General features: G+C 47.5%; 26 protein-coding genes and 2 pseudogenes. 12 read left to right on the top strand and 16 right to left on the bottom strand.

What is annotated here, in order from left to right; genetic code table 11:
- Positions 1 to 11 precede the first annotated feature (11 nt).
- The 3 genes and pseudogenes from B5F12_RS04870 to B5F12_RS11850 form a co-directional block, all read left to right on the top strand.
- Positions 12 to 329, top strand: a complete 318-nt coding sequence (locus tag B5F12_RS04870) for a hypothetical protein (protein WP_087231155.1) — start codon at positions 12 to 14, stop codon at positions 327 to 329.
- Positions 330 to 333: 4 nt separating this feature from the next.
- Entirely contained in the window at positions 334 to 1,065 is a 732-nt protein-coding gene (locus B5F12_RS04865; protein WP_087231151.1) for an HAD-IA family hydrolase, read from the top strand.
- Between the two features lie 334 nt (positions 1,066 to 1,399).
- Positions 1,400 to 1,843, top strand: a pseudogene (locus B5F12_RS11850) (hypothetical protein); the annotation flags it as partial.
- A gap of 80 nt (positions 1,844 to 1,923) precedes the next feature.
- Here the strand turns inward: B5F12_RS11850 and B5F12_RS04850 are convergent.
- The 3 genes from B5F12_RS04850 to B5F12_RS04840 all read right to left on the bottom strand — a co-directional run bounded on the left by B5F12_RS04850 (position 1,924) and on the right by B5F12_RS04840 (position 4,112).
- On the bottom strand, positions 1,924 to 2,565 hold the full coding sequence (locus tag B5F12_RS04850; RefSeq protein ID WP_242954901.1) for a helix-turn-helix transcriptional regulator: 642 nt from the start codon (positions 2,563 to 2,565) through the stop codon (positions 1,924 to 1,926).
- Complete coding sequence (locus B5F12_RS04845) at positions 2,549 to 3,226, bottom strand: DUF3990 domain-containing protein (RefSeq protein WP_087231142.1); 678 nt, start codon at positions 3,224 to 3,226, stop codon at positions 2,549 to 2,551. The genes B5F12_RS04850 and B5F12_RS04845 overlap by 17 nt, the downstream gene beginning before the upstream one ends.
- Before the next feature lie 85 nt (positions 3,227 to 3,311).
- Complete coding sequence (locus B5F12_RS04840; RefSeq protein WP_087231139.1) at positions 3,312 to 4,112, bottom strand: hypothetical protein; 801 nt, start codon at positions 4,110 to 4,112, stop codon at positions 3,312 to 3,314.
- 279 nt (positions 4,113 to 4,391) lie between these two features.
- Here B5F12_RS04840 and B5F12_RS04835 point away from each other — a divergent pair, with 279 nt between their 5' ends.
- A complete protein-coding gene (locus B5F12_RS04835; RefSeq protein WP_204210589.1) occupies positions 4,392 to 4,655 on the top strand; it encodes a sporulation sigma factor SigK in 264 nt (87 codons plus the stop codon).
- 218 nt (positions 4,656 to 4,873) lie between these two features.
- Here B5F12_RS04835 and B5F12_RS04830 read toward each other — a convergent pair whose 3' ends face one another.
- The 3 genes from B5F12_RS04830 to B5F12_RS04820 all read right to left on the bottom strand — a co-directional run bounded on the left by B5F12_RS04830 (position 4,874) and on the right by B5F12_RS04820 (position 6,369).
- Positions 4,874 to 5,575 carry a DUF5710 domain-containing protein gene (locus tag B5F12_RS04830; RefSeq protein ID WP_087231136.1) on the bottom strand — a complete coding sequence of 234 codons (702 nt, stop codon included), beginning with the start codon at positions 5,573 to 5,575 and terminating at the stop codon, positions 4,874 to 4,876.
- Positions 5,576 to 5,842: 267 nt separating this feature from the next.
- Positions 5,843 to 6,103 carry a Txe/YoeB family addiction module toxin gene (locus B5F12_RS04825; protein ID WP_087231133.1) on the bottom strand — a complete coding sequence of 87 codons (261 nt, stop codon included), beginning with the start codon at positions 6,101 to 6,103 and terminating at the stop codon, positions 5,843 to 5,845.
- On the bottom strand, positions 6,103 to 6,369 hold the full coding sequence (locus tag B5F12_RS04820; protein WP_087231130.1) for a type II toxin-antitoxin system RelB/DinJ family antitoxin: 267 nt from the start codon (positions 6,367 to 6,369) through the stop codon (positions 6,103 to 6,105). Before B5F12_RS04820 ends, B5F12_RS04825 begins: the two co-directional genes overlap by 1 nt.
- Before the next feature lie 88 nt (positions 6,370 to 6,457).
- On the opposite strand from B5F12_RS04820, the gene B5F12_RS04815 reads away from it, so the two are divergent.
- The 5 genes from B5F12_RS04815 (at position 6,458) to B5F12_RS04795 (ending at position 9,365) form a co-directional block, all read left to right on the top strand.
- Positions 6,458 to 6,898, top strand: coding sequence for a helix-turn-helix transcriptional regulator (locus tag B5F12_RS04815; RefSeq protein ID WP_087231126.1), 441 nt, complete (start codon positions 6,458 to 6,460; stop codon positions 6,896 to 6,898).
- A 112-nt stretch (positions 6,899 to 7,010) separates the two neighbouring features.
- A complete protein-coding gene (locus tag B5F12_RS04810; protein WP_242954897.1) occupies positions 7,011 to 7,835 on the top strand; it encodes a Fic family protein in 825 nt (274 codons plus the stop codon).
- A 108-nt stretch (positions 7,836 to 7,943) separates the two neighbouring features.
- The gene (locus B5F12_RS04805) at positions 7,944 to 8,717 is read left to right on the top strand and encodes a Fic family protein (protein ID WP_087231123.1); all 774 of its coding nucleotides are present in this window, start codon (positions 7,944 to 7,946) and stop codon (positions 8,715 to 8,717) included.
- 160 nt (positions 8,718 to 8,877) lie between these two features.
- Entirely contained in the window at positions 8,878 to 9,099 is a 222-nt protein-coding gene (locus B5F12_RS04800) for a DUF6290 family protein (protein ID WP_087231120.1), read from the top strand.
- Complete coding sequence (locus B5F12_RS04795; RefSeq protein ID WP_087231117.1) at positions 9,096 to 9,365, top strand: type II toxin-antitoxin system RelE/ParE family toxin; 270 nt, start codon at positions 9,096 to 9,098, stop codon at positions 9,363 to 9,365. Before B5F12_RS04800 ends, B5F12_RS04795 begins: the two co-directional genes overlap by 4 nt.
- Before the next feature lie 187 nt (positions 9,366 to 9,552).
- On the opposite strand, the gene B5F12_RS04790 is transcribed toward B5F12_RS04795, so the two are convergent.
- The 9 genes from B5F12_RS04790 to B5F12_RS04755 all read right to left on the bottom strand — a co-directional run bounded on the left by B5F12_RS04790 (position 9,553) and on the right by B5F12_RS04755 (position 15,676).
- The gene (locus B5F12_RS04790; protein WP_087231114.1) at positions 9,553 to 11,061 is read right to left on the bottom strand and encodes a recombinase family protein; all 1,509 of its coding nucleotides are present in this window, start codon (positions 11,059 to 11,061) and stop codon (positions 9,553 to 9,555) included.
- Between the two features lie 89 nt (positions 11,062 to 11,150).
- Positions 11,151 to 11,327 carry a hypothetical protein gene (locus tag B5F12_RS12000; protein WP_021419834.1) on the bottom strand — a complete coding sequence of 59 codons (177 nt, stop codon included), beginning with the start codon at positions 11,325 to 11,327 and terminating at the stop codon, positions 11,151 to 11,153.
- Between the two features lie 131 nt (positions 11,328 to 11,458).
- The gene (locus B5F12_RS04785) at positions 11,459 to 11,662 is read right to left on the bottom strand and encodes a hypothetical protein (protein WP_021419835.1); all 204 of its coding nucleotides are present in this window, start codon (positions 11,660 to 11,662) and stop codon (positions 11,459 to 11,461) included.
- 509 nt (positions 11,663 to 12,171) lie between these two features.
- Positions 12,172 to 12,594, bottom strand: a complete 423-nt coding sequence (locus B5F12_RS04780; protein ID WP_154465486.1) for a sigma factor-like helix-turn-helix DNA-binding protein — start codon at positions 12,592 to 12,594, stop codon at positions 12,172 to 12,174.
- Positions 12,595 to 13,089: 495 nt separating this feature from the next.
- On the bottom strand, positions 13,090 to 13,278 hold the full coding sequence (locus B5F12_RS04775) for a cysteine-rich KTR domain-containing protein (protein ID WP_087231108.1): 189 nt from the start codon (positions 13,276 to 13,278) through the stop codon (positions 13,090 to 13,092).
- A 128-nt stretch (positions 13,279 to 13,406) separates the two neighbouring features.
- Positions 13,407 to 13,787, bottom strand: a complete 381-nt coding sequence (locus B5F12_RS04770; protein ID WP_087231105.1) for a DUF3592 domain-containing protein — start codon at positions 13,785 to 13,787, stop codon at positions 13,407 to 13,409.
- Positions 13,788 to 13,801: 14 nt separating this feature from the next.
- Positions 13,802 to 14,440, bottom strand: coding sequence for an ABC-2 transporter permease (locus B5F12_RS04765; protein ID WP_242954896.1), 639 nt, complete (start codon positions 14,438 to 14,440; stop codon positions 13,802 to 13,804).
- A complete protein-coding gene (locus tag B5F12_RS04760) occupies positions 14,440 to 15,300 on the bottom strand; it encodes an ABC transporter ATP-binding protein (RefSeq protein ID WP_087231099.1) in 861 nt (286 codons plus the stop codon). Before B5F12_RS04760 ends, B5F12_RS04765 begins: the two co-directional genes overlap by 1 nt.
- A gap of 1 nt (position 15,301) precedes the next feature.
- A complete protein-coding gene (locus B5F12_RS04755) occupies positions 15,302 to 15,676 on the bottom strand; it encodes a GntR family transcriptional regulator (RefSeq protein WP_087231096.1) in 375 nt (124 codons plus the stop codon).
- 188 nt (positions 15,677 to 15,864) lie between these two features.
- Between B5F12_RS04755 and B5F12_RS04750 the strand changes: the two genes are divergently transcribed.
- Positions 15,865 to 16,230 (top strand): helix-turn-helix domain-containing protein, encoded by a 366-nt coding sequence (locus tag B5F12_RS04750; protein ID WP_180963101.1) that lies wholly within the window; start codon positions 15,865 to 15,867, stop codon positions 16,228 to 16,230.
- A 168-nt stretch (positions 16,231 to 16,398) separates the two neighbouring features.
- Here B5F12_RS04750 and B5F12_RS04745 read toward each other — a convergent pair whose 3' ends face one another.
- Positions 16,399 to 17,814: a relaxase/mobilization nuclease domain-containing protein gene (locus B5F12_RS04745; protein WP_087231093.1), complete on the bottom strand. Its 1,416-nt coding sequence runs from the start codon at positions 17,812 to 17,814 to the stop codon at positions 16,399 to 16,401.
- 165 nt (positions 17,815 to 17,979) lie between these two features.
- Here B5F12_RS04745 and B5F12_RS04740 point away from each other — a divergent pair, with 165 nt between their 5' ends.
- Together B5F12_RS04740 and B5F12_RS11995 are read left to right on the top strand one after the other, a co-directional pair.
- Positions 17,980 to 18,519 carry an ATP-binding protein gene (locus B5F12_RS04740; RefSeq protein ID WP_087231090.1) on the top strand — a complete coding sequence of 180 codons (540 nt, stop codon included), beginning with the start codon at positions 17,980 to 17,982 and terminating at the stop codon, positions 18,517 to 18,519.
- A pseudogene (locus B5F12_RS11995) lies at positions 18,516 to 18,798 on the top strand (hypothetical protein); the annotation flags it as partial. The gene B5F12_RS04740 and the pseudogene B5F12_RS11995, both read left to right, overlap by 4 nt.

Raw genomic sequence — 18,798 nt, 5'->3', positions numbered from 1 at the left:
GGAGGCACGCTATGCAAAGCCAGAGTTCCATGTTTCAAGCCTGCTTTGTCTATACCGATGAGATTCTCTCGGATTTCGAGAAGCTATACCATCTCAAAGGTTCCCTCTCCCCGGTGGCACGAATCATCTGCGGGGTGTTGGGTGTGGCGGGTGCCATCTACTTTGGCTTTCAGCTGTACCGCCACGGGTTCCAAATTGCCACGGCTGGCTATCTCATCGTCTGTTCCCTGATGATTCTGGTGGCGGTGTCCAGCCGTCGGCGCAGCGGTGCAAAAAGAAGTTCCAATTCTATGCCCTGTAAGCCGCATGCCTCTCGGATAGCCTGGTGATACTATGATTCAAGCCGTCATTTTTGACATTGACAACACGCTATACGACTATGACGCCGCCCACGCCGTGGCCTTTCAGGCCCTGACGGAGTACGCCCAGCACACGCTGGGGGTGGACCCGGAGACGTTTGAAGCCCTGCATCAGCGGGCCAATCAGCTGCTCCAGGCCCGCACCGGCGGCGACTGCGCCGCCATCCACAACCGTCTGCTCCGGTATCAGATCTTGTTGGAGGAGCTGGGCAAGCCCATCCTCCACGCCCCTGTCATGGAGCGTCTGTACTGGAACACCCTCATCGACGCCGCTGTGCCCAGCCCCGGCGCACGGGACTGTCTGGAGCAGTTGCGCCAGGCGGGTCTCCGCCTGGGGGTGGGCACGGACATGACCGCCGACTGGCAATACGCCAAGCTGGAGCGGCTGAACCTGTTGCCCCTGCTGGACTTTGTGGTCACCAGCGAAGAGGTCACCCAGGAAAAGCCCGGCGCCCGCTTCTTCCAGCTCTGCCGGGAGAAGGCAGGCTGTCCGGCCTCCGCCTGTGTCTTTGTGGGAGACAACCACAGCAAGGACGTAGAGGGCGCCAAACAAGCCGGGATGCGCCCGGTGTGGTACCGCCCCCACAGCGGACCAGATACCCCCCTCCTGGTGGACGGCGTGCTGGAGGTACGCAGGTTGGATCACCTGGCGGAATACCTGTTGTCGTTGCCGGGGGCCAACCACGAGAAAGAGGATGTATCATGAAACGCGATCGTCAGTCGGTCAATGACCGCCACACCCGGATTCTCTCCCTGCTGCGGGAGCGCAGAGAAATTAAGGTGGAGGAGCTGTCCCAAATCTTCGATGTCTCCCCCATGACCATTCGCCGGGATTTACAGCACCTGGAGGACCAGGGCCTGATCAGCCGTTTCTACGGCGGCGCTGTGGCGGAGCAGCCCGTCTCCCCCGCCGGAGATGCCGACCAGGTGAAGCTGTACCGGGATCTCATCCGCCAGTACGCCGCCAATCTGGTGGCAGAAAACGATCAGATCTTCATCAACGGCAGCCGCACCGCCCTGGGGCTGCTGGACTTCCTGGGGGCAAGAATGTCCAGGTGTTCACCAACAACGGCCTGGTGTGCGCTCGGAAGTACCCCTCCAACCTGCGCATCACCCTGTCCGGCGGAGAAGTGCGGGGCCAGAACGCCATTCTCACCGGGGACTGCACCATGCGCAACCTGCTCATGGTACATGCCCGGAAGGCGTTCATCGGCTGCACGGGCATCTCCCCCAACGGAGAGCTGCTGTGCGGCATCCCCACGGAGTTGGGCATCAATGAGACCATGCTCAGCCACTCCGACCGCTACTTCATCCTGGCCGACCACACCAAGGTGGGCGTCATTGGCACTTATGCCAGCTTGCACTTGGAGAAAATGGGTACCGTCATCACCGATGAACTGGCCCCCGCCGCCGTAGTGGAACAGCTGCGGTATATTGGCATGGAAGTCATTCAGGTGACGAAGGGTCACCCGAGTGAGAAATAACACACAAAGTTTAAGAGGAGACAGCCAATCGGCTGTCTCCTCTTTCTCTATGTCCGTATGAGTACAATTAGGGTCTATTTTCACACGATTTTCTCCATTAAATCCTCCATCCCGCAGCACAGCACCCGGGACAACAGTACCAGATATTCCGCTTGGGCCTTGTTGATGTTCTTCTGTCGCTGCTCATACTGCTGGATGGTACGCAGAGGTACACCGGACTGTTCCGCCAATTCCCGCTGGCTCAGGCCCGCTCGCTGCCGGAATAATTTGAGATTGGTCTCCGGTTTGGCCGCCTGATACAGTTCATTCATTTTGTCGCAGAACTGCCGGATATCCATCTCATGATAGGGGGAATACAGGGCCTGAATATCCCGAATGGGTACATACCGGGTGATTTCGGCAAAACTCATGGAGGTCTCCCACTGATAGTAGGCCAAGGCCCAGCCCGTCCAATATTCCTCGCTGCGGTCCATGGTGTATCGGGGCTGGATGCGCTGAATGGGAAGCCCTGCCTGCTCCAACACGTGGTAGGCCAGTTCCACCCCAGACATCCCCACCAAAAGGGTGAAATCCCCCTCTTCAAACCGAGCTGCCACTCCAGAGCCGAGAAACAGGTCAAAAAACCGGGTGATCTCATAGCCCAGATCGTACACCGCAAAATCCAGCATACGCCCTAAGGCGGTGCGGGCCTTGTCCAGATAGACCTTATCGTAGGCGTGCATCACCTGGCATCATCTCCTCGTCCATAATCTGCGTGATGTACAAATCACCTTTTTGGCGGCGGTTTCGCTCCACGCTGAAATACTCCCGGCGGGCGGACTTATCCCGCAACATCTTCTTGGTATACCACTCCTGACTCTGGGCCAATTCCGCCCCCATAAACTCCAAGCGTTCAAAGGCACGGGGACTTTTCAGTACAAACTGCTCCCCCAGCTTGCCCAGATGCATGGCATTGGTCAATTGGCGGTAGGAGATAGTGCCGTTGATGAAGTCCTGGGCAAAGGAAAAGTAGCTATCATCCGCCCGATAGCCAATGATGGCATCATAGGACTGATACTCCACCAAAAAATGTTGGAGTATGTACTCTTTGGCCTCCAGTGCCAGCCCGGACGGCACGTCAAACTCCCGGTTTTGAAGCAATACCGCCAACCAGTGCAGAATGCAGAACTGCGGGTCGTTGAGATGGAGGATGCGCAAGTCGTCACAGTCCAGCTGATAACTGTTGGCATATCCGTCCCGGTCCTTCCCTGCTCCCCACTCCTTGGCCATATCCAGGCTGTCGGTGCAGTAAAAGCCTAAGCCGTAGTCATTATAGGTTTTTCCATGTCCATAGATGGGCTTCTCAATGATGTTGGGAGAACCGTGGTAGAGTGTTCGGACCATGGGGGTCACCTCCTTCTTAAAGCTATTATACTCCTACAGGAGTATAATAGCAACAACAACTATTCATGGCATAAATTTGAATGGTTCACGTCATTATTGACTCAACTTTGAAATAACTCCTCAAATATTTAGTTAGTTTATCACAATAAGGTTCAATGCAAATAAACTTTTTATTATATTCATTTGCAATTGAAACCATAGTATCTCTTTTTTTCAAATCATTGATATTTGGACATTTCGTCGGCAACTCTCTTGCCACATCAGTAAGAACGGTTCCTATTGTTAATATATTATCCAAGACTATTTTTTTAATTTCCGAAAGAAGTCGGATACTTTCGCTTGTAAGAAACAGGGATTTCATAATCTCATCTATTTGTGCAAGCATTTTTGTATTAGAGACAGTTTGACAAATTTCTCCATAAATATAATTATTCCAAACTTCCATCTTCGACATAGAAGGTGGATCCTTTTCTACACTTTCATTTTCAGAAGACAAATCAGGGGCCACTAAATATCGTTCGGCAAACTCAGAGGTAAGTATAGAACATGGGCAAGCTTTTTTATTGTATGGACGCTCATTGTAGTCGAAAGTGACATTATAAAAGGTTTCTAAATAGTCATCCAACAGCTTAAAAATATTGGCTCTAAGCATTTCATCAAAGTCAAATGCATGGCGAATTTCAGATTCTGTTTTACCATTAAAAAGTTTCATGATAGATGTGAAAACTTCAACTTGATTTTTGAAAACCTCCGTTTTCATTGGTTGAAGAATTGTTTTTCGCGCACTTAAAAACGTCAATACGGCAACTGTACCCGTCGAAACATAAAACAATGCCTCAATGATTTTAACGATATCATCTAAATGATTCAATATTTTTGTAATCACAATTTACCTCCAGAATTTCACTAAGAAGAATGATATAACAGTCTATCAAAATTCATCTTGACTTAAAGAGATTCATCACTCATTTCATCCATTATTTATCTACTTCCATGAGCGATGCTTTGAGTGATGCATAGCAAATTTCATTTCCCATCCTACCACATCTTCCCACATTCATCAATTCATTTCAAAGCCTCCAATCTCCACATTTTCTAGTTTTCCCCATCCCCAGCCATAGGGACACGCCGCCCATGCATACACTTCCCCATGGAGGTGGTGACCATGCGGACGGCATGGCTCTTGTTAATGCTCAACGGACTCTTTTTCACCCTGCGGCTGGCCAACAACACCGGGTCCTTCCCCCGGGCCCTGACCCGGGAGGAGGAACAGAACTGCTTAAAACGCATGGCCCAGGGAGACAGCGACGCCCGGGACAAACTCATTGAGCACAATTTGAGGCTTGTAGCTCATATCGTGAAAGTTATCCGCAGAACAACGTATGCTTGTAATGGACTTTGCCTACGCAATTTTAGCTGCCAGAGATAATCCAACATCTGAGAAGTTCCTTGATGAGTTAGAGGCAGAATATAAAAAAATCCTCTCCGGACTTGCACCCAACAAGGACTCATCTGCTTCCAATATCACCAGCGACGACTCCAGCAGCGCAATGACGTCTGAGGGATAGTCAAAGCGCAAAAAAGGAGTGCCCCCCCGGTAGGCGGCACTCCTTCTACGCTTTTTATGGGAACATTCACGAAACAGCTCTACAATCCCGGAATGTATATGTCCTCCTCTTTTGTACTGCATTGAAACAGTTTGTTTATCAACTTCTGACTCACCCGCATGCTAGCCCTATTTTCACTCCCTGTCCGCATATGGTGCATCAAAAGTTCCATAGAAGAGCAAAATTCATCGTAGTAGGGCAAATTAGCTTGTAGCCGTACACATCTTGTGTTCTGGATTCTTGCATACCTAATCGGAGGCTCAGACCTATAACACAGCCTACTGTAAAAGGATTGTTTTGGGACCTCATGTAAAAAATTATCGCCCTGGCTACTTTTACACGCACTACAATGGTTTAAAAAATACCTTGTTTTTGCTCGCACGGAGTATTCTGGATAGTATAACAGCTGTTTCATGTATTCTTCCAGTCCTTGGGGCATCCTTTTTACATAAGTCAATATTTGCAGATTTTGATTGCGTTGATAACCGTCATCCACCGAACAGCTGTTGTCAGTTGCCAGCAACACAACATCAAGATTTCTCCCACATTTCCAGCATGTATGTTCTTTTGTAAGAATGTACAGATTTTCGCATACGATATTATCGTTCCCAATCCATTCTGAAACTGCTCCAACTTTGGTCAGATCATCTACATACCATGATTTGAGCTGTGGATTCCATCTAGCCCCTCTTTTTTTCGCAAGGTCCTTCTCTTGATAGGGAACATCCAGCAATACATGCATGCGCAACACTCCTCTCTCCTGCATCATTCCAGGCTCTATCCTAAGCTTGCAGATTTATTTTACCATCTCTTGGTTATGATTACAAGGAATGTACCCCGTTGTCCATATCTAGAGAGTATGTTACAATTATAAAAATAAAAGTGAAGGCGGGTGATTCCGTGACAAACAAAGCCCTTTTGGATAAAATTGACCTATACGCAAAATCAATAAGGAGAGCTGGCCCTCAATGGACAGCTCTCCTTTTCCCCTATTCATTTTTGATACTCACTAATCGTCATAATGTCCCAGGCAGGAGATAATATACACGACCTCTTCCTGCTCAAAGTAAACGATGCGATTGGTTTCATCAATGCGGCGACTCCACAAGCCACTTAGGTTGCCCCGCAGCGGCTCCGGCTTTCCGATTCCCTCATAAGGGCTCCTCTGAATATCTTTTATCAGTGCATTGATCCGTTTCAGAGTCTTTTTGTCCTGTGTCTGCCAATACAGATAGTCGCTCCACGCTCGATCCTCCCACAGCAATCTCATCAATCCACCTCATGCAAATCATGCTCAGCAAAGTGGGCCTTGCCCGCCTTGACGTCCTGCATGACACTCTCCAAGTGCCGGAGATTGCTTTCCGAATAAAATGGATCAGCTGAAACCTCAAATGGGATACGGCACTCTCTGCCAACCTTCTTTGCAAATATCGTAAAGGCTGCACTCATGGAAAGGCCCATCTCGGCACAGGCTCGCTCCATTCTTTTTTTCACATCTTCGTCCAGCTTAAAATTAACATTGACCGTGTGCGCCATATACAACACTCCCTTCCTACGTTCAGTATATGCAAAATTAAAGAAAAAAGCAAGTAATTTTCTTTACGACTTTATAAGGGGAAATTCCATGACAACAGGAGAGAAAATAAAGAAAATACGCATCTTTCGTGGTATGCCACAAAAGGAACTTGGCATCGCTTTGGGCTTTCCTGAAAAGGGCGCAGATAATAGAATCGCACAGTACGAAACCGACTATCGTGTTCCCAGGCAGGATCTGTTAGACAAAATCGCACAGACACTGGATGTTGCCCCTACTGCGTTGTCAGTTCCAGACATCGACTCTCCAGTTGAACTGATGCACACACTGTTTTCCCTAGAAGATAGATATGGGCTGGAGATCTATGAGCATAACGGAGCTGCCTACCTTCAGGTTAATCCACTCAAAAACAGAGAGGCAAAACAGCTGAATGAGATCCTGCTTGCATGGAAGCAAGTTTCCGATCAACTCAGGCGCGGTGAGATTACCAGAGCGGAATATGACCGCTGGCGTTATCACTACGCCCGGTGACAAAACGAGCCCTGTACAGTTCGTGGTGTGGGTTACTATTAACTCCACAGAGGTCGAACAAGAAATATCCACTGAACAAGCGTGGTATTTGCGTGAAAAGTATGTTACAATTATGAAAAAGAAAGTAAAGGCGGGTGATTCCGTGACAAACAAAGCCCTTTTGGATAAAATTGACCTATACGCAAAATCAATTAGGGAGCATCGGCCTTTGTCCCCAGATGAAGTGAAGGAACTGGATGCCTACTTACGGATCAGCACCACCTACACCTCGAATGCGCTGGAAGGAAATTCTCTAACATTGACTGAAACAAAGGTGCTTCTGGAGGATGGCATCACGGCGGGAGGTAAGCCCATTCGGGACTGCTATGAAGCCACAGGACATGCTCGGGCCTACGACTACATGCTGGAGATTGCCAGAGGTGGACCTCTGCAATTTCATGAGACAGATATTCTTCATTTGCATGGCCTGTTCTACGGTAGCATTGATCCAGACCACGCCGGGAGATACCGTAGCGGCCAGGTCTTCATCTCAGGAACAGAGTACGTTCCTCCATCTGCCGAAGAAGTCCCCACCCAGATGGCCAGCTTGGTAGATGATCTCAACAGTCGAAAAGACACCATGCACCCGGTACTGCTGGCTGCCTACGCACACCGGCGACTGGTTGACATTCATCCCTTCCAGGACGGGAATGGACGCACTGCCCGTCTGCTCATGAATCTCATTTTGGTGAACAAGGGATACTGTCTGGTGTCTATTCCCCCAATTCTGCGCCACAGCTATATCACATCGCTCCAGCAGGCTCAAAGGCGTCAGAACCCCAGTGATGCTTCTTTTGTCAATCTGATCTGCGAGTGCGAATTAGAGGCTCAAAGGGACTATTGCAGGATGTTCCGCATTAAGCTCCCGGAGCGAAAAAAAACGTCCCTGGAACGATAAAACAGGCATAAAAGAACGCTGTCTCTCAAATCCGAGAGGTAGCGTTCTTGCCCATCCTATAAACTCATGGTACAATGACGACAAATACATGCGAAAAAGGTGTACTCTATGAACAACTACGAGAAAGCTGTACACTTATGGCAACTGCGAAATGTCTCTACAGATGCAGAACTTGCAGAAGCCCTAAATGGCCACAGCATTACCTTTGCTTACAATTCCGGTAAAATTGAAAACGACAACATCACCTATCACGACACCCGGGATATCTTTGAGCGAGATGGTGTCTCCTCCTATACTGGCGATCTCCGCACCCTCTTTGAAATCAAGAATTCCAAAGACGCCAATGAGTTTTTCCTTCAGTCTTTCCATCAACGGACGCCGTTGAACGAAGGTTTTATCAAGGCACTACAACAGCTGCTAACCAAGGGTACCTATGACCCAAGGCGTTATCAGCTCGGCGAACGGCCCGGAGAATACAAATACCATGACAATGTGACAGGGAAAGAAGAAGTTGGAGCTGCTCCTGAAGATGTTGCTGATGAAGTGTCGGAGCTACTGGATGAGCTCCAGGACATCTCTGATGCCAACGCCCTGACGGCCGCTGCCTACTTTCATGCCAAATTTGAAAACATTCACCCCTTTGCAGATGGAAATGGGCGAACGGGTCGGCTGGCCATGAACTACTTTCTCGTGTTGCACGGTCACCCTCCCATTGTTATTCACGAAGAGGATCGCAAGGCATACTATCAAGCCCTGGAAGCCTGGGATACTCACCAAGAGTTAGGCCCTTTGTGTGACTTTCTTAGAGCACAAACGGCAAAGACCTGGGAAAAGCAAATCCAGCGAGCTGAACGCAAACACCATCGGGGCCAAGCACGCTAAGGTCCTTACAAGAATAGAATTAAGCCGATGTCGGACACCATGCCCGACATCGGCTTAGTTCTATTCTTCTTCTCTTTTGTCCATCGTATGTCGGTAGCTTCTCCTAAGTTGACGGAACCGCATAATTGTAGTACAATGTATTACGAAAGGAGTTGAGCCTATGAGTTTTTCCATCAGACTGACAGCGGAAGAAAAATCCTTGGCGGAAAGCTATGCCAAACTTCACTCCATGTCCTTGGGGGAAGCGTTCAAAACCGCTCTTTTCGAAAAAATCCAAGAGGAATATGACACAGCAGTTGCCGATACTGCACACCGTGAGTACGTTGAGGGAGGGATGCAAAGCAGGCCCATCTCTGCTCTGTGGGAGGAGCTGGACTTGTGAAATATTCCGTCCGAACAACCTCTCGTTTTGACCGAGAATTCAAGAAACTAGACCGTTATACACAGCGAATGCTGAAAGCCTGGATTGAAAAAAACCTAGTGGATTGTGCAGACCCTCGGTTGCATGGGAAGGGCTTAACCGCGAATAGAAGTGGTCAGTGGCGATACCGAATCGGAGACTATCGACTCATTTGTGAAATTGAGGATGATAAATTAATTATTCTTGCCCTCTCTGTGGGGCACAGAAGAGATGTCTACCAACACTGAGAGACTGCACTGAACCAAAAGAAGCCTGAGGCGGATCGCAAATCCGCCCCAGGCGCTTTGTTTTATTTAAGCAGTTATTAACTTTCTTCTCTTGCCTTCAGGTGTAGTCCAGCAACGATTATAAGCGTCGGTGTACAAGGGGTACAAACGAGATAAAATAGAAATGAGGGACGATAGAGCGGAAATGTCAGATTTTCCACTCTATCTGAACACGGTCGCTGGTGGCCTTGATTGTAGAAATCAAGCCATCGGCGGCTTTTCTTTTGTCGTCAAAATCTATGCTCTGCCAGTTGTCGAGATAATAGGACAGTTTCTTTATCTGCTGGGGCGATATGGTTTCGACGCTCAAATCGGCTATGGCTTTTGAAATGGTCTGACGGCGGGTGTCCAGTTCTTCGATTTTCTTGTTGGCGTAGGCAAGCAAGGTCGCATTGGCTCCGGTCAGCGTGTCCAGCAGTTTTTCAATTTCTGCCTCCACCTGTGCCAGCTCTACTTGATAGGCTGTCAGCTTCGGATTGACCTTTTCCTCTTTGCCGTGGAGTATCTGAAAATCTTTGAACTTCTCCTGCATGGCCGAGAAAATAAATTGCTCAAATTCTTCTTTGCGGATTTTCCCGCAGCCCGGACAACCTTTGTTTTCCGTCCGTTTGGTGCAGCGGAAATAGCCTGTGCTGTTTGGTACATGGGTGGCTTTCAGCGCATACCCACAATGCCCGCATTTGATCTTTCCGGCCAGCCAAGTGTTTTTCGGTTTCCGCCCCTGCTGGAAAGTGGTATTTGCCATGAGCTTTTTCCGGCATTTCAGCCATGTGTCCGAGGGGATCAATGCTTCATGGGGAGCGATAACAAGTATCTGGTCTTTTAGGCACCTGTCCTTGTCCTCCTTCACATCCCGCCCCTGATAGAGATAGCAGCCGTTTGTTCCGGCAAAATCGGAAGCGTCATTGACAATCGCCGCGCCCTGGCTCTTGAAAAACTCGTACAGTTCCAAGTCGGCCTGTGCGTAAACAGGGTTCCGTAAAAGCTGGGAAAGGAAACTCCGAACCATTGACTTTTCGTAAATCTTGATACCCTGTTCTTCAAAGTAGCGGGTAATGTCTCCGAAAGAGGTTTCCGGCTCGGCGTACATCTCAAACATCAGCCGTACATGGTCGGCGGCTACGGGGTCGGCAACCATCTTTTTTGTACGGATACCCTCTACCACGGTGGGCTCCAACTGATAGCCGTATGGAGCCTGCCCGCTCATGTGGAAGCCTTTCAGGCACCGGGAATAGTAGGCGTCCGTGACGCGCTTCTGGATTGTCTCACGTTCAAGCTGGGCGAATACAATGCAGATATTCAGCATAGCCCGTCCCATCGGGGTCGAGGTATCAAACTTTTCCGTGGATGATACAAACTCTACATCGTACTCTTGAAACAGCTCCATCATATTTGCAAAGTCCAGAATAGAGCGGCTTATTCGGTCCAGCTTGTACACGATGACCCGCCGAACCTTTCCCTTGCGGATCTCGCCCAGCAGCTTTTGAAACTCCGGCCTGTCGGTATTCTTGCCGGAATAGCCTTTGTCCTTAAATACCCGGCAGCTCCCACCTTTCAATTCATACTTGCAGAAGTCAATCTGACTTTCAATGCTGATACTGTCCTTGCGGTCTACTGACTGTCTCGCATAAATGCAATCTTCTCTGATAAATTCCATATTGGGCTCCTTTCCTTGTTGGAATGGAGCTACCAACCTTACAACTATATTATACTATCAGCAGCCCCGGACAACAATGTTGCGAATGGTTAGTGAAACCTGTCCCCGTACTTACTGAACACCTCGTAAAGACGGCGTTCAATTTCTTTTTTGCGCTGTTCCTTCTCCTTCGGGGAAAGTACCGGCGTGAGGCTTTCCAGCACAATGGTTTTCCCTTGAAAGGGTACAGACTTTGTTTCTCGTTGATATGTGACAGCCTGTGTCATTGGAAACCTCCTTTTCAGAATGGGTGTACTTGCCAGCGTTTCCCTCTTGTCCTGTGGGGAAATGTCAAAAGACGGCACCCGCAGGTGCCGCCCTTTGAGCTTTCTCCACTTCGGGCCGATGTGGCCCGAGGTCAGTACGGACTGGAGTGAAATTTCTGTTTAGCGTCCTCCACACTGTTGAGATCAAAGACTTCATAAAGCTGTCCCACAACACGACGAATATCCTTCTTTGAAAAGCCGCAGTCCTCCATTGCCATGATGACATAGCCGCGGCAGGCGTCGTTGCTCCATTCATCCGGCTCAAAACCGGGAAACATCCCAAACGCATTTTCCATAAGAAACTCCTTTGAGAAAAAGATGGGAAGCCTCGCCGGATTGGTTGGCCTATCATCAGACAGCATTGCCGGAGGGCTCCCCACAGGTTTTTACTACATCACAGGCACATCGGACGGGCATAGACTTTCTGCCCCATAGTATTTCAACTCTCCCCATTCTGATGGCAAGGCGTTCTCATTGCCTGCGACGGCTCACGGCTTGCAAGGCCGCTTCAACGCTCGGACTGTGACTAAACGCAAGTATCCGGGTTATGCACCTGTTCCGGTGGAGCCAGCCTTGCCCCACCTATGGCATGAGCCTGATCGCTCGCCCTGTTTTATAGAGACTGTATTCTCCAAAAGCAGAGGTCATGGCGGGCCTGTCACACAGCGCATTTCCCTTCGTATCCGGGTGCCTTTTTATTCAGTTTTCGATTTGCATGAGGGCTTGTCCGAACCTCGGTCCACCTTGACCCGAAGTGTTTTGCCTCTCATAAGCCATTTCATTTTTGGGCCTAAATCGGTACACCTCACAGAGATTTTTTCAAAATTTTTTCCAAGTGCCGCAGACCGCGCTCGATTGCCACACGGACTACTTTCTCATGGACTCCTTCTGCCCGGGCAATATCCTGTTTCGTCATGCCAAGAATGAAGTGGGCGTAAATCCGTTTTGCCTGTTTATCCGGCAGGCTGGCAATAGCAGCGTGAAGCTCTTGCATAGTGACTTTCCGCTCGTACAGCTCATGGGGCGAAAGTGCGACAAAGACAGCCTCATGCTCCAGCCCATCATCCCGATCAAGGGAATAGTAGGCTTTATGGCGGTATGTACGCAGCCGGTAAGCAGCCTCCTTGCGGTCAAATTCTTTGAACATTTCAGCAACCTCGTCCGATACTTCCATGAAGCAATCCGATGTATAAAACGGGTAATAGTCCCGCAGATTGATAATAGCCATATTGACCTCCGTTTCGGTTGGTGGTTGACAAGTGACCGAAACGAAGGCGGCGGTGAGCGGCACCGGGGAATGACTTCGGGCCATGTTGGCCCGAAGCTGCCCCATAAGAACGCAAAAGCGCCCGGGCGGCACAAAGCCACTCGGGCGCATGAAATGATATGACAGTTAAGGTTCCAACAAATTTCGCATACATAGCCGGAATAACCCGGAGACGGAGCTATACTTTTTTTAGCTGGATTAGGTCAACTGACCCGCAAAAGAATAAAATAGACATGGCGGCTCCCTCCCAGGGCCGCCAATCTTACACACTCCTTTAGATAAAATAAGAGCGGCGGCCTTGAGTGTTCAAAGTCGCCGCTGGGATATGTAGAATGAGCGCACAATATCAGCCTGCCCCGCAGCGTTTTTTTCTTTCCCCGTTGGGCGGGGCAGGCTTTTTGATATATCAATATATGAAATAAAGAAAGCCGACAACAGACAAGGCTACTTTGTCTGTTATCGGCTCTGCGTCTGTGCGTCTGGCTCTTTGATAACTGTTATATTCATGTGATGTGCAGTAATAAGTGTTTCTTGCTTACATTTGGGGCAATACAGGGGGAAATTTATTAGCACCGTATCCCCGCGGATCTTTAGCCGTGTTTTATTATGGCACATAGGGCATAGTACCCATTGAATTTCATGCAATGTATCACCATCTTATCTACTTTTTCTTATTGTTCTTCCATGCTCTGTATATTGCATTTGCGACAGGAAGCAAAATACATATTGCTACAAACCAGCCCGGAAAATGTGGCATAGTTACTCCCTCCTCCTTACATAAAATTAGACATTGCCAATGTAGCACAGACAACAGCAATTAAAAATGACACAACTATCCTTGACACAGAAAAGCTGTACAATTTTTCTGGATGATTGATGTCATAACGAACAGAAATTGTAGTTCCAACTTGTGATGCCATAGGTACTTGTATTCTGTTTTGAGATTGATAGGTTTTTCCTTTTACTTTGTATGAAAATGTTGCCCATTTTGAATTGCGGAATTTTGAGTTCTGAGGGTTTAGTGTTTTAATTGAAATAATTGTTCCAACTACCTGCGCTGTTTGGTTCCTTTTCAGCAAATACTGAATGAAATTTATAAAACCAAAGCCAAATGCCAAAATAGCAATGATATAGAGAAAAATAGTATCTCTCATAGTCCCACCTTTCTTTATGCTAAATCAGTTTCGTTGTAGATTTTTATAGACAACATAGACGACAGCACCAAAATTATAAAGCCACCCACTAAAACGCCGCTATAAACAAAATAAGCGGGGATTGAAGCAAGAAAATCCAAGTTGGCGGTATCCATTCGCATAAGCATAGGGAGAATGAACGGTGAAGCAACAATAATAACGGCAAATGCAAATTTTGTTTTCTCGTACCCCAGCTTATATTGAATTGGCAAGTAAATCCCAATGAAAACAGATGTTACAAAGAACATAAGGATAAACAATGCTATGCCAGATGTACCCAGCCCCGGGATAAGAAGTGTTTCAATTCCAAAAATGATGCAGCACGCAACATATATTGCAATACAGAAAATGTATTTTGATAATACCATCATGCTCCTTGAGAACGGCGTGGCACATAGTAATGTCGTAGCTTTAGGAAATTGATACTCTTTCAGAGATACATATTGAAGCAGCATAAAAACCGAAAAAATCACGGAAAGGATAAAACCAAAAGTTCCAGCAAACTCTGGTGTCCGCCAGCGCATGACCGGCGGAATAAGAATAGAAGCTACCAACACAATCAGAACATACTTCTTAACAATCAAAAAATCTTTTTTTATCAAATGAAATAACATTATTCTTTTCCTCCTTCAATATTGCCGAGCATAATATCCTCGATTGTCGGACGCTCAATAATAATGTCTGGAATATACTGCTGAACCTCAGACACCCTTTGGGTAATTCCAGTAAACCCATAAGCTGTTTCAGAAATTCGTAAGAAGAGCTTGCGGATATTTCCGTCCATCTTACGCATATCACCTTTAACGATACGGTAACTATCCAGCAAGGTATCTTTTTCCTCTTGAAACACAATGCGTCCATTGTCAATCAGAATAAGCATATCGGCAATCTTATCCAGATCGGATGTAATATGCGTTGAGAAAAAAACACCTTTGCCGCCATTGCTCATGTAGTCTGTCAGTATGGTTAAAAGTTGTCCGCGGATAAGCGGATCAAGGCCACTGGTCGGCTCGTCCATAATCAGCAATTCGGCATTATGTGAAAGCGCCAGTGCAAGAGCATATTTCATTTTCATGCCTTTAGAAAGTGTATTGATTTTCTGCTTTGGACTGAGTTCAAACCGCTCCAAATATTCCTTGAAATCCCGTTCACTCCATGCAGAGTATGCCGAGGCAATTACATCTTTCATTTCAGCTAATGATAATTCGTCATAAAAGCAGCCATCATCCAAGACAACGCCAATACGATCTTTGATTTTACGAGCATCTTTTTCAATGTCCATACCAAAAAAATTGATATGACCAGAAATACGACTGGTAAGCCCTAATATAGATCGTAGAGTAGTTGTTTTGCCTGCGCCGTTAACGCCAATAAATCCCGTGATACATCCTTCCGGCAGGGTAAAGGAAACATCCTTCAAACTGAAATTGTCATACGATTTATTTAGGCCAGTGACTTTCAAAATATCGTCCATTTCAATCCTCCTCGTACAGAATATCCATCATAGCATTTAATTCATCTTTGGTAATTCCCATTGTTTTCGCCGTCTGTATCATATCTTGCATTTTCTGTTCCACAAGGCGGCGTTTAGAATCTCGCAATAGTTCAATATTGCTGGTTGATACAAAAGTACCCTTTCCTACTTGACTTGTGACAAAACCTTCTTTTTCCAGTTCCTCATAAACCCGCCGTATGGTTAAGACGCTAACAGACAAATCGTTTGCGAAGGCTCGAATAGATGGAAGTGGATCACCCTCGACTAATTCCTCTTTTAAGATAGCATCTTTAATTTGGTCTTTGATTTGCTGGTATAGAGGATTTTCCGAAGTATTAGAAATCAATATCTTCACAAAGTATTTTCCTCCCGTGTTTTAATGTGATGTTCCTACATACACACTATACACTACAAACACAATAAAGTCAAGAATAGCTTACCGGAGTAACTTAGAAAGCAGAAAGCGAAATAAAATAGACCTTTATATAAAATTTCATTACATTCTCATAATCCGACCCGAAATGTACAATGATATAGGGTGATATGAGAATGAACCAAGATGAAAGAAGGTTTGACTTTCACGGGCTCGGGCTGGCTCTGAAACAAGCCAGAGAGGAAAAGGGCTGGACGCAAGCCTATGTGGCGGAGCTGGTCGGCAAGACTGACCGCACCATTATGAACATTGAGAACAAAGGCCAGCACCCCAGCTTCAACCTGTTTTTCAAACTCGTCACTCTGTTCGACATTTCCGTAGATCAGTTTTTCTATACAGAAGGTCAGCGTGGAGAGAACAGTTGCAGAAAGCATATTGATGTGCTTTTAAGCTCGATGAATGAGAAAGAGCTTGTTGTTATGGAGGCCACAGCCGAAGGGCTCAAGAAAGCCAGAGAAACGGAGGTTCAGGAGTAAGAGCCTCCGTTTTTTCATGCCATTTTGAGGGCTGCCGCTAAGTGGCAAGCAATGCCTCCGTGGCCACAAAGGCCCGGACGCTGCTTGTTGGGGCTCGCCCCAAACCCGTATCTTCGGGCCAACATGGCCCGAAGTATTTGCGTCGCTTTGCTCCTTGTTTTCATAACCTCAACGCTCCTTTTCCTGCTTTCTGCCCGGCTCGGTGTAGCCCAGCAGAGTATCAATATTTGCCTTGATGGTGACGATCTCCTGCATATCCCGGCGCGCTTTCTGATACTCTCCATAAAGGCGCTTTTTCTTTGCCGTGAGCTTACGGCCTTCCTCCTTCAACGCATCCATTTTCGGGAGCTTCGCCCCGCCCAGCAAACGGCGCATTTCCGCTTGCGCCGCCCGGTACAGCTCAATATCCGCTTCATGTTCCGCAAGGAATTTCCGGCTGTACTTTGCAGCCTTGTACTGCTCAAAGACCGGGCGCGTTTTGGCATACTGAACCGTTGCGGCCTTTAGCCCGGCATTGGTTTTCATGGCCTGTTCCGTATGCTTGATCTGCTCGAAAAGTACATGGAAATGGTCGGTTGCCTCGGTGGCTTTCTGCGCCAACTGCTCATAATCAGTCAGGCCATTGTCCTGTATATAGGCGAGGGCGGCGGCCATTTGCTTGATGTTGAACACCTTCGCCCACCGCTCGTAGCCCGGCCCCTTACCGGCAGCCAGCTTTGCTTGAATATCCACCGCCAGACTGATTTTTCGCTCCGGGCGTCCGGGGCGTTTTTCTTTGCCCTCAATGGCAGCAAGAACATTTTTCAGATCGTAGCCGTCCCCCAGCGTAGAGGCCCGCAGACGGGTAAAGCGTTCCTGCCCCTGTCCGGTCAGCCGGAAGCTGATACCACCGCCCCGAACCTTCTTGACTTCATATCCAGCCCGTTTCATCAGGCCGAGAAATTCGTCCAGATCGGCGGGGCGCTCTGCCAGCGCAGTATCAATGGAAAGGCGCAGCCGGTCCTGATAGGAAAGCGGGCCTTTCCGTTCTTTCTGCCACTCTCCATAGTTCCGGTATTTTCCCTTGCTCCGGGTCTTCGGGTTTTCTACAATAGACAGCCCGTTTTCAAGGCACAGTCTGTCGGAGAGCCGCCGGAGGGCGAAGCTGGAGCCCCAGAAGTTTCGGAATTTCCGGGTACAGTCAAGGGTGGTGGAGTTGTAATAGATGTGACAATGGATGTGCTGGCGGTCTGTGTGCGTGGTAACGATAAAAGCGTGCCGCCCCTTTGTCCATCGCATAGCCAGCTCATAGCCGATACGGTTCGCCTCCTTCGGGGTGATCTCCCCCGGATAGAAGGATTGTCGTATCTGATAGCACAGCACATCATTGGCCTTTTTCTGTTCCCGGCCTGTCATGGCGGCATAGCTGGCTTTCGCCAAAAGAAACTCGTCCGCCACGGTGGCAGGGTCGCACTCATAAGCGGAGATATACTTTCCGCTTTCTGTTTTTTCCGGGTTTTTACCATAGTCCAGACAATCCCGGATGGCCTCGGCAATCGTTTCGCCTTCGCCCGCATGGCGCTGCAACAAAGTTGTGGTAGCCAGAAATCATCCCTCCCTTCTATGAAAAAAGGGCGGCCCGTCCAGACCGCCCCGACTTCGGGCCAACATGGCCCGAACACAAGATATTTGCCAAAAACACGATAGACTCCAACTTGATTTTGATGTAAAATATATACAATAAAGGATCGTTAAACGGGGGTTATACATATGGGGACGATATTTGTTGCCGGGACTTATGGTGTAGGGAAAAGCACATTATGTAATGAATTGTCAACTGCATTAAAAATTCCTGATTTTTCTGCCGGTGATCTCATTAGTGCGGTCAACGGTGAAACTTATGGAGCAAATAAAGTGGTTAGAGACAAAGATGCCAATCAGAATATTTTGGCCTCACAAGTCAAGCAACTTCTGAAATCGACCCCTAGTATTATTCTTGCCGGACATTTTTGCATATTTGACATAAATGGTAATGTTGATACTTTGCCGAGTAGTGTGTTCTATGATCTGGAAATAGAAACCATACTTTTGCTGGAAGCCTCGTCTTCACAAATTATAAAGAATTTATCGGTGCGAGATAAAAAAGAGTATTCTGAAAGTCAAATTTTACTTTTACAAAAAGCAGAACATGAAAAAGCACATGAGATTGCTACAAGCATAAATTGTAATCTATATGTTCATCATATGCTTTTTGATGAAACTGATATTACGAGTTGCTTATCTTATATAGAAAGGGGCCCAAAATTATGAGAGCTTTGCTTGACACAAATATAATCATCCATAGAGAAAACAAGCGTGTTTCCAATTATAGTATTGGCCACCTTTTTCGATGGTTGGATAAGTTAAAATACGATAAAGTAATCCATCCATACTCTATATCCGAAATAAAAAAATATCGAGATCCAGAAACGCAAGAGGCCATTTCGGTAAAGCTGGAATCATATGAGGTAATCAAAACCATTAAGGAACCAGACGATTCTTTTTTAGAATTGATCGGAATTCCGGAAAAATCGCAAAATGACATGATTG

Origin of the sequence: Pseudoflavonifractor sp. An176 (assembly GCF_002160435.1) — a bacterium.
Lineage (GTDB): Bacteria > Bacillota > Clostridia > Oscillospirales > Oscillospiraceae > Enterenecus > Enterenecus faecium.
Note: the sequence above shows the minus strand (reverse complement) of the source record. Positions and strands in the feature narration are given on the sequence as shown.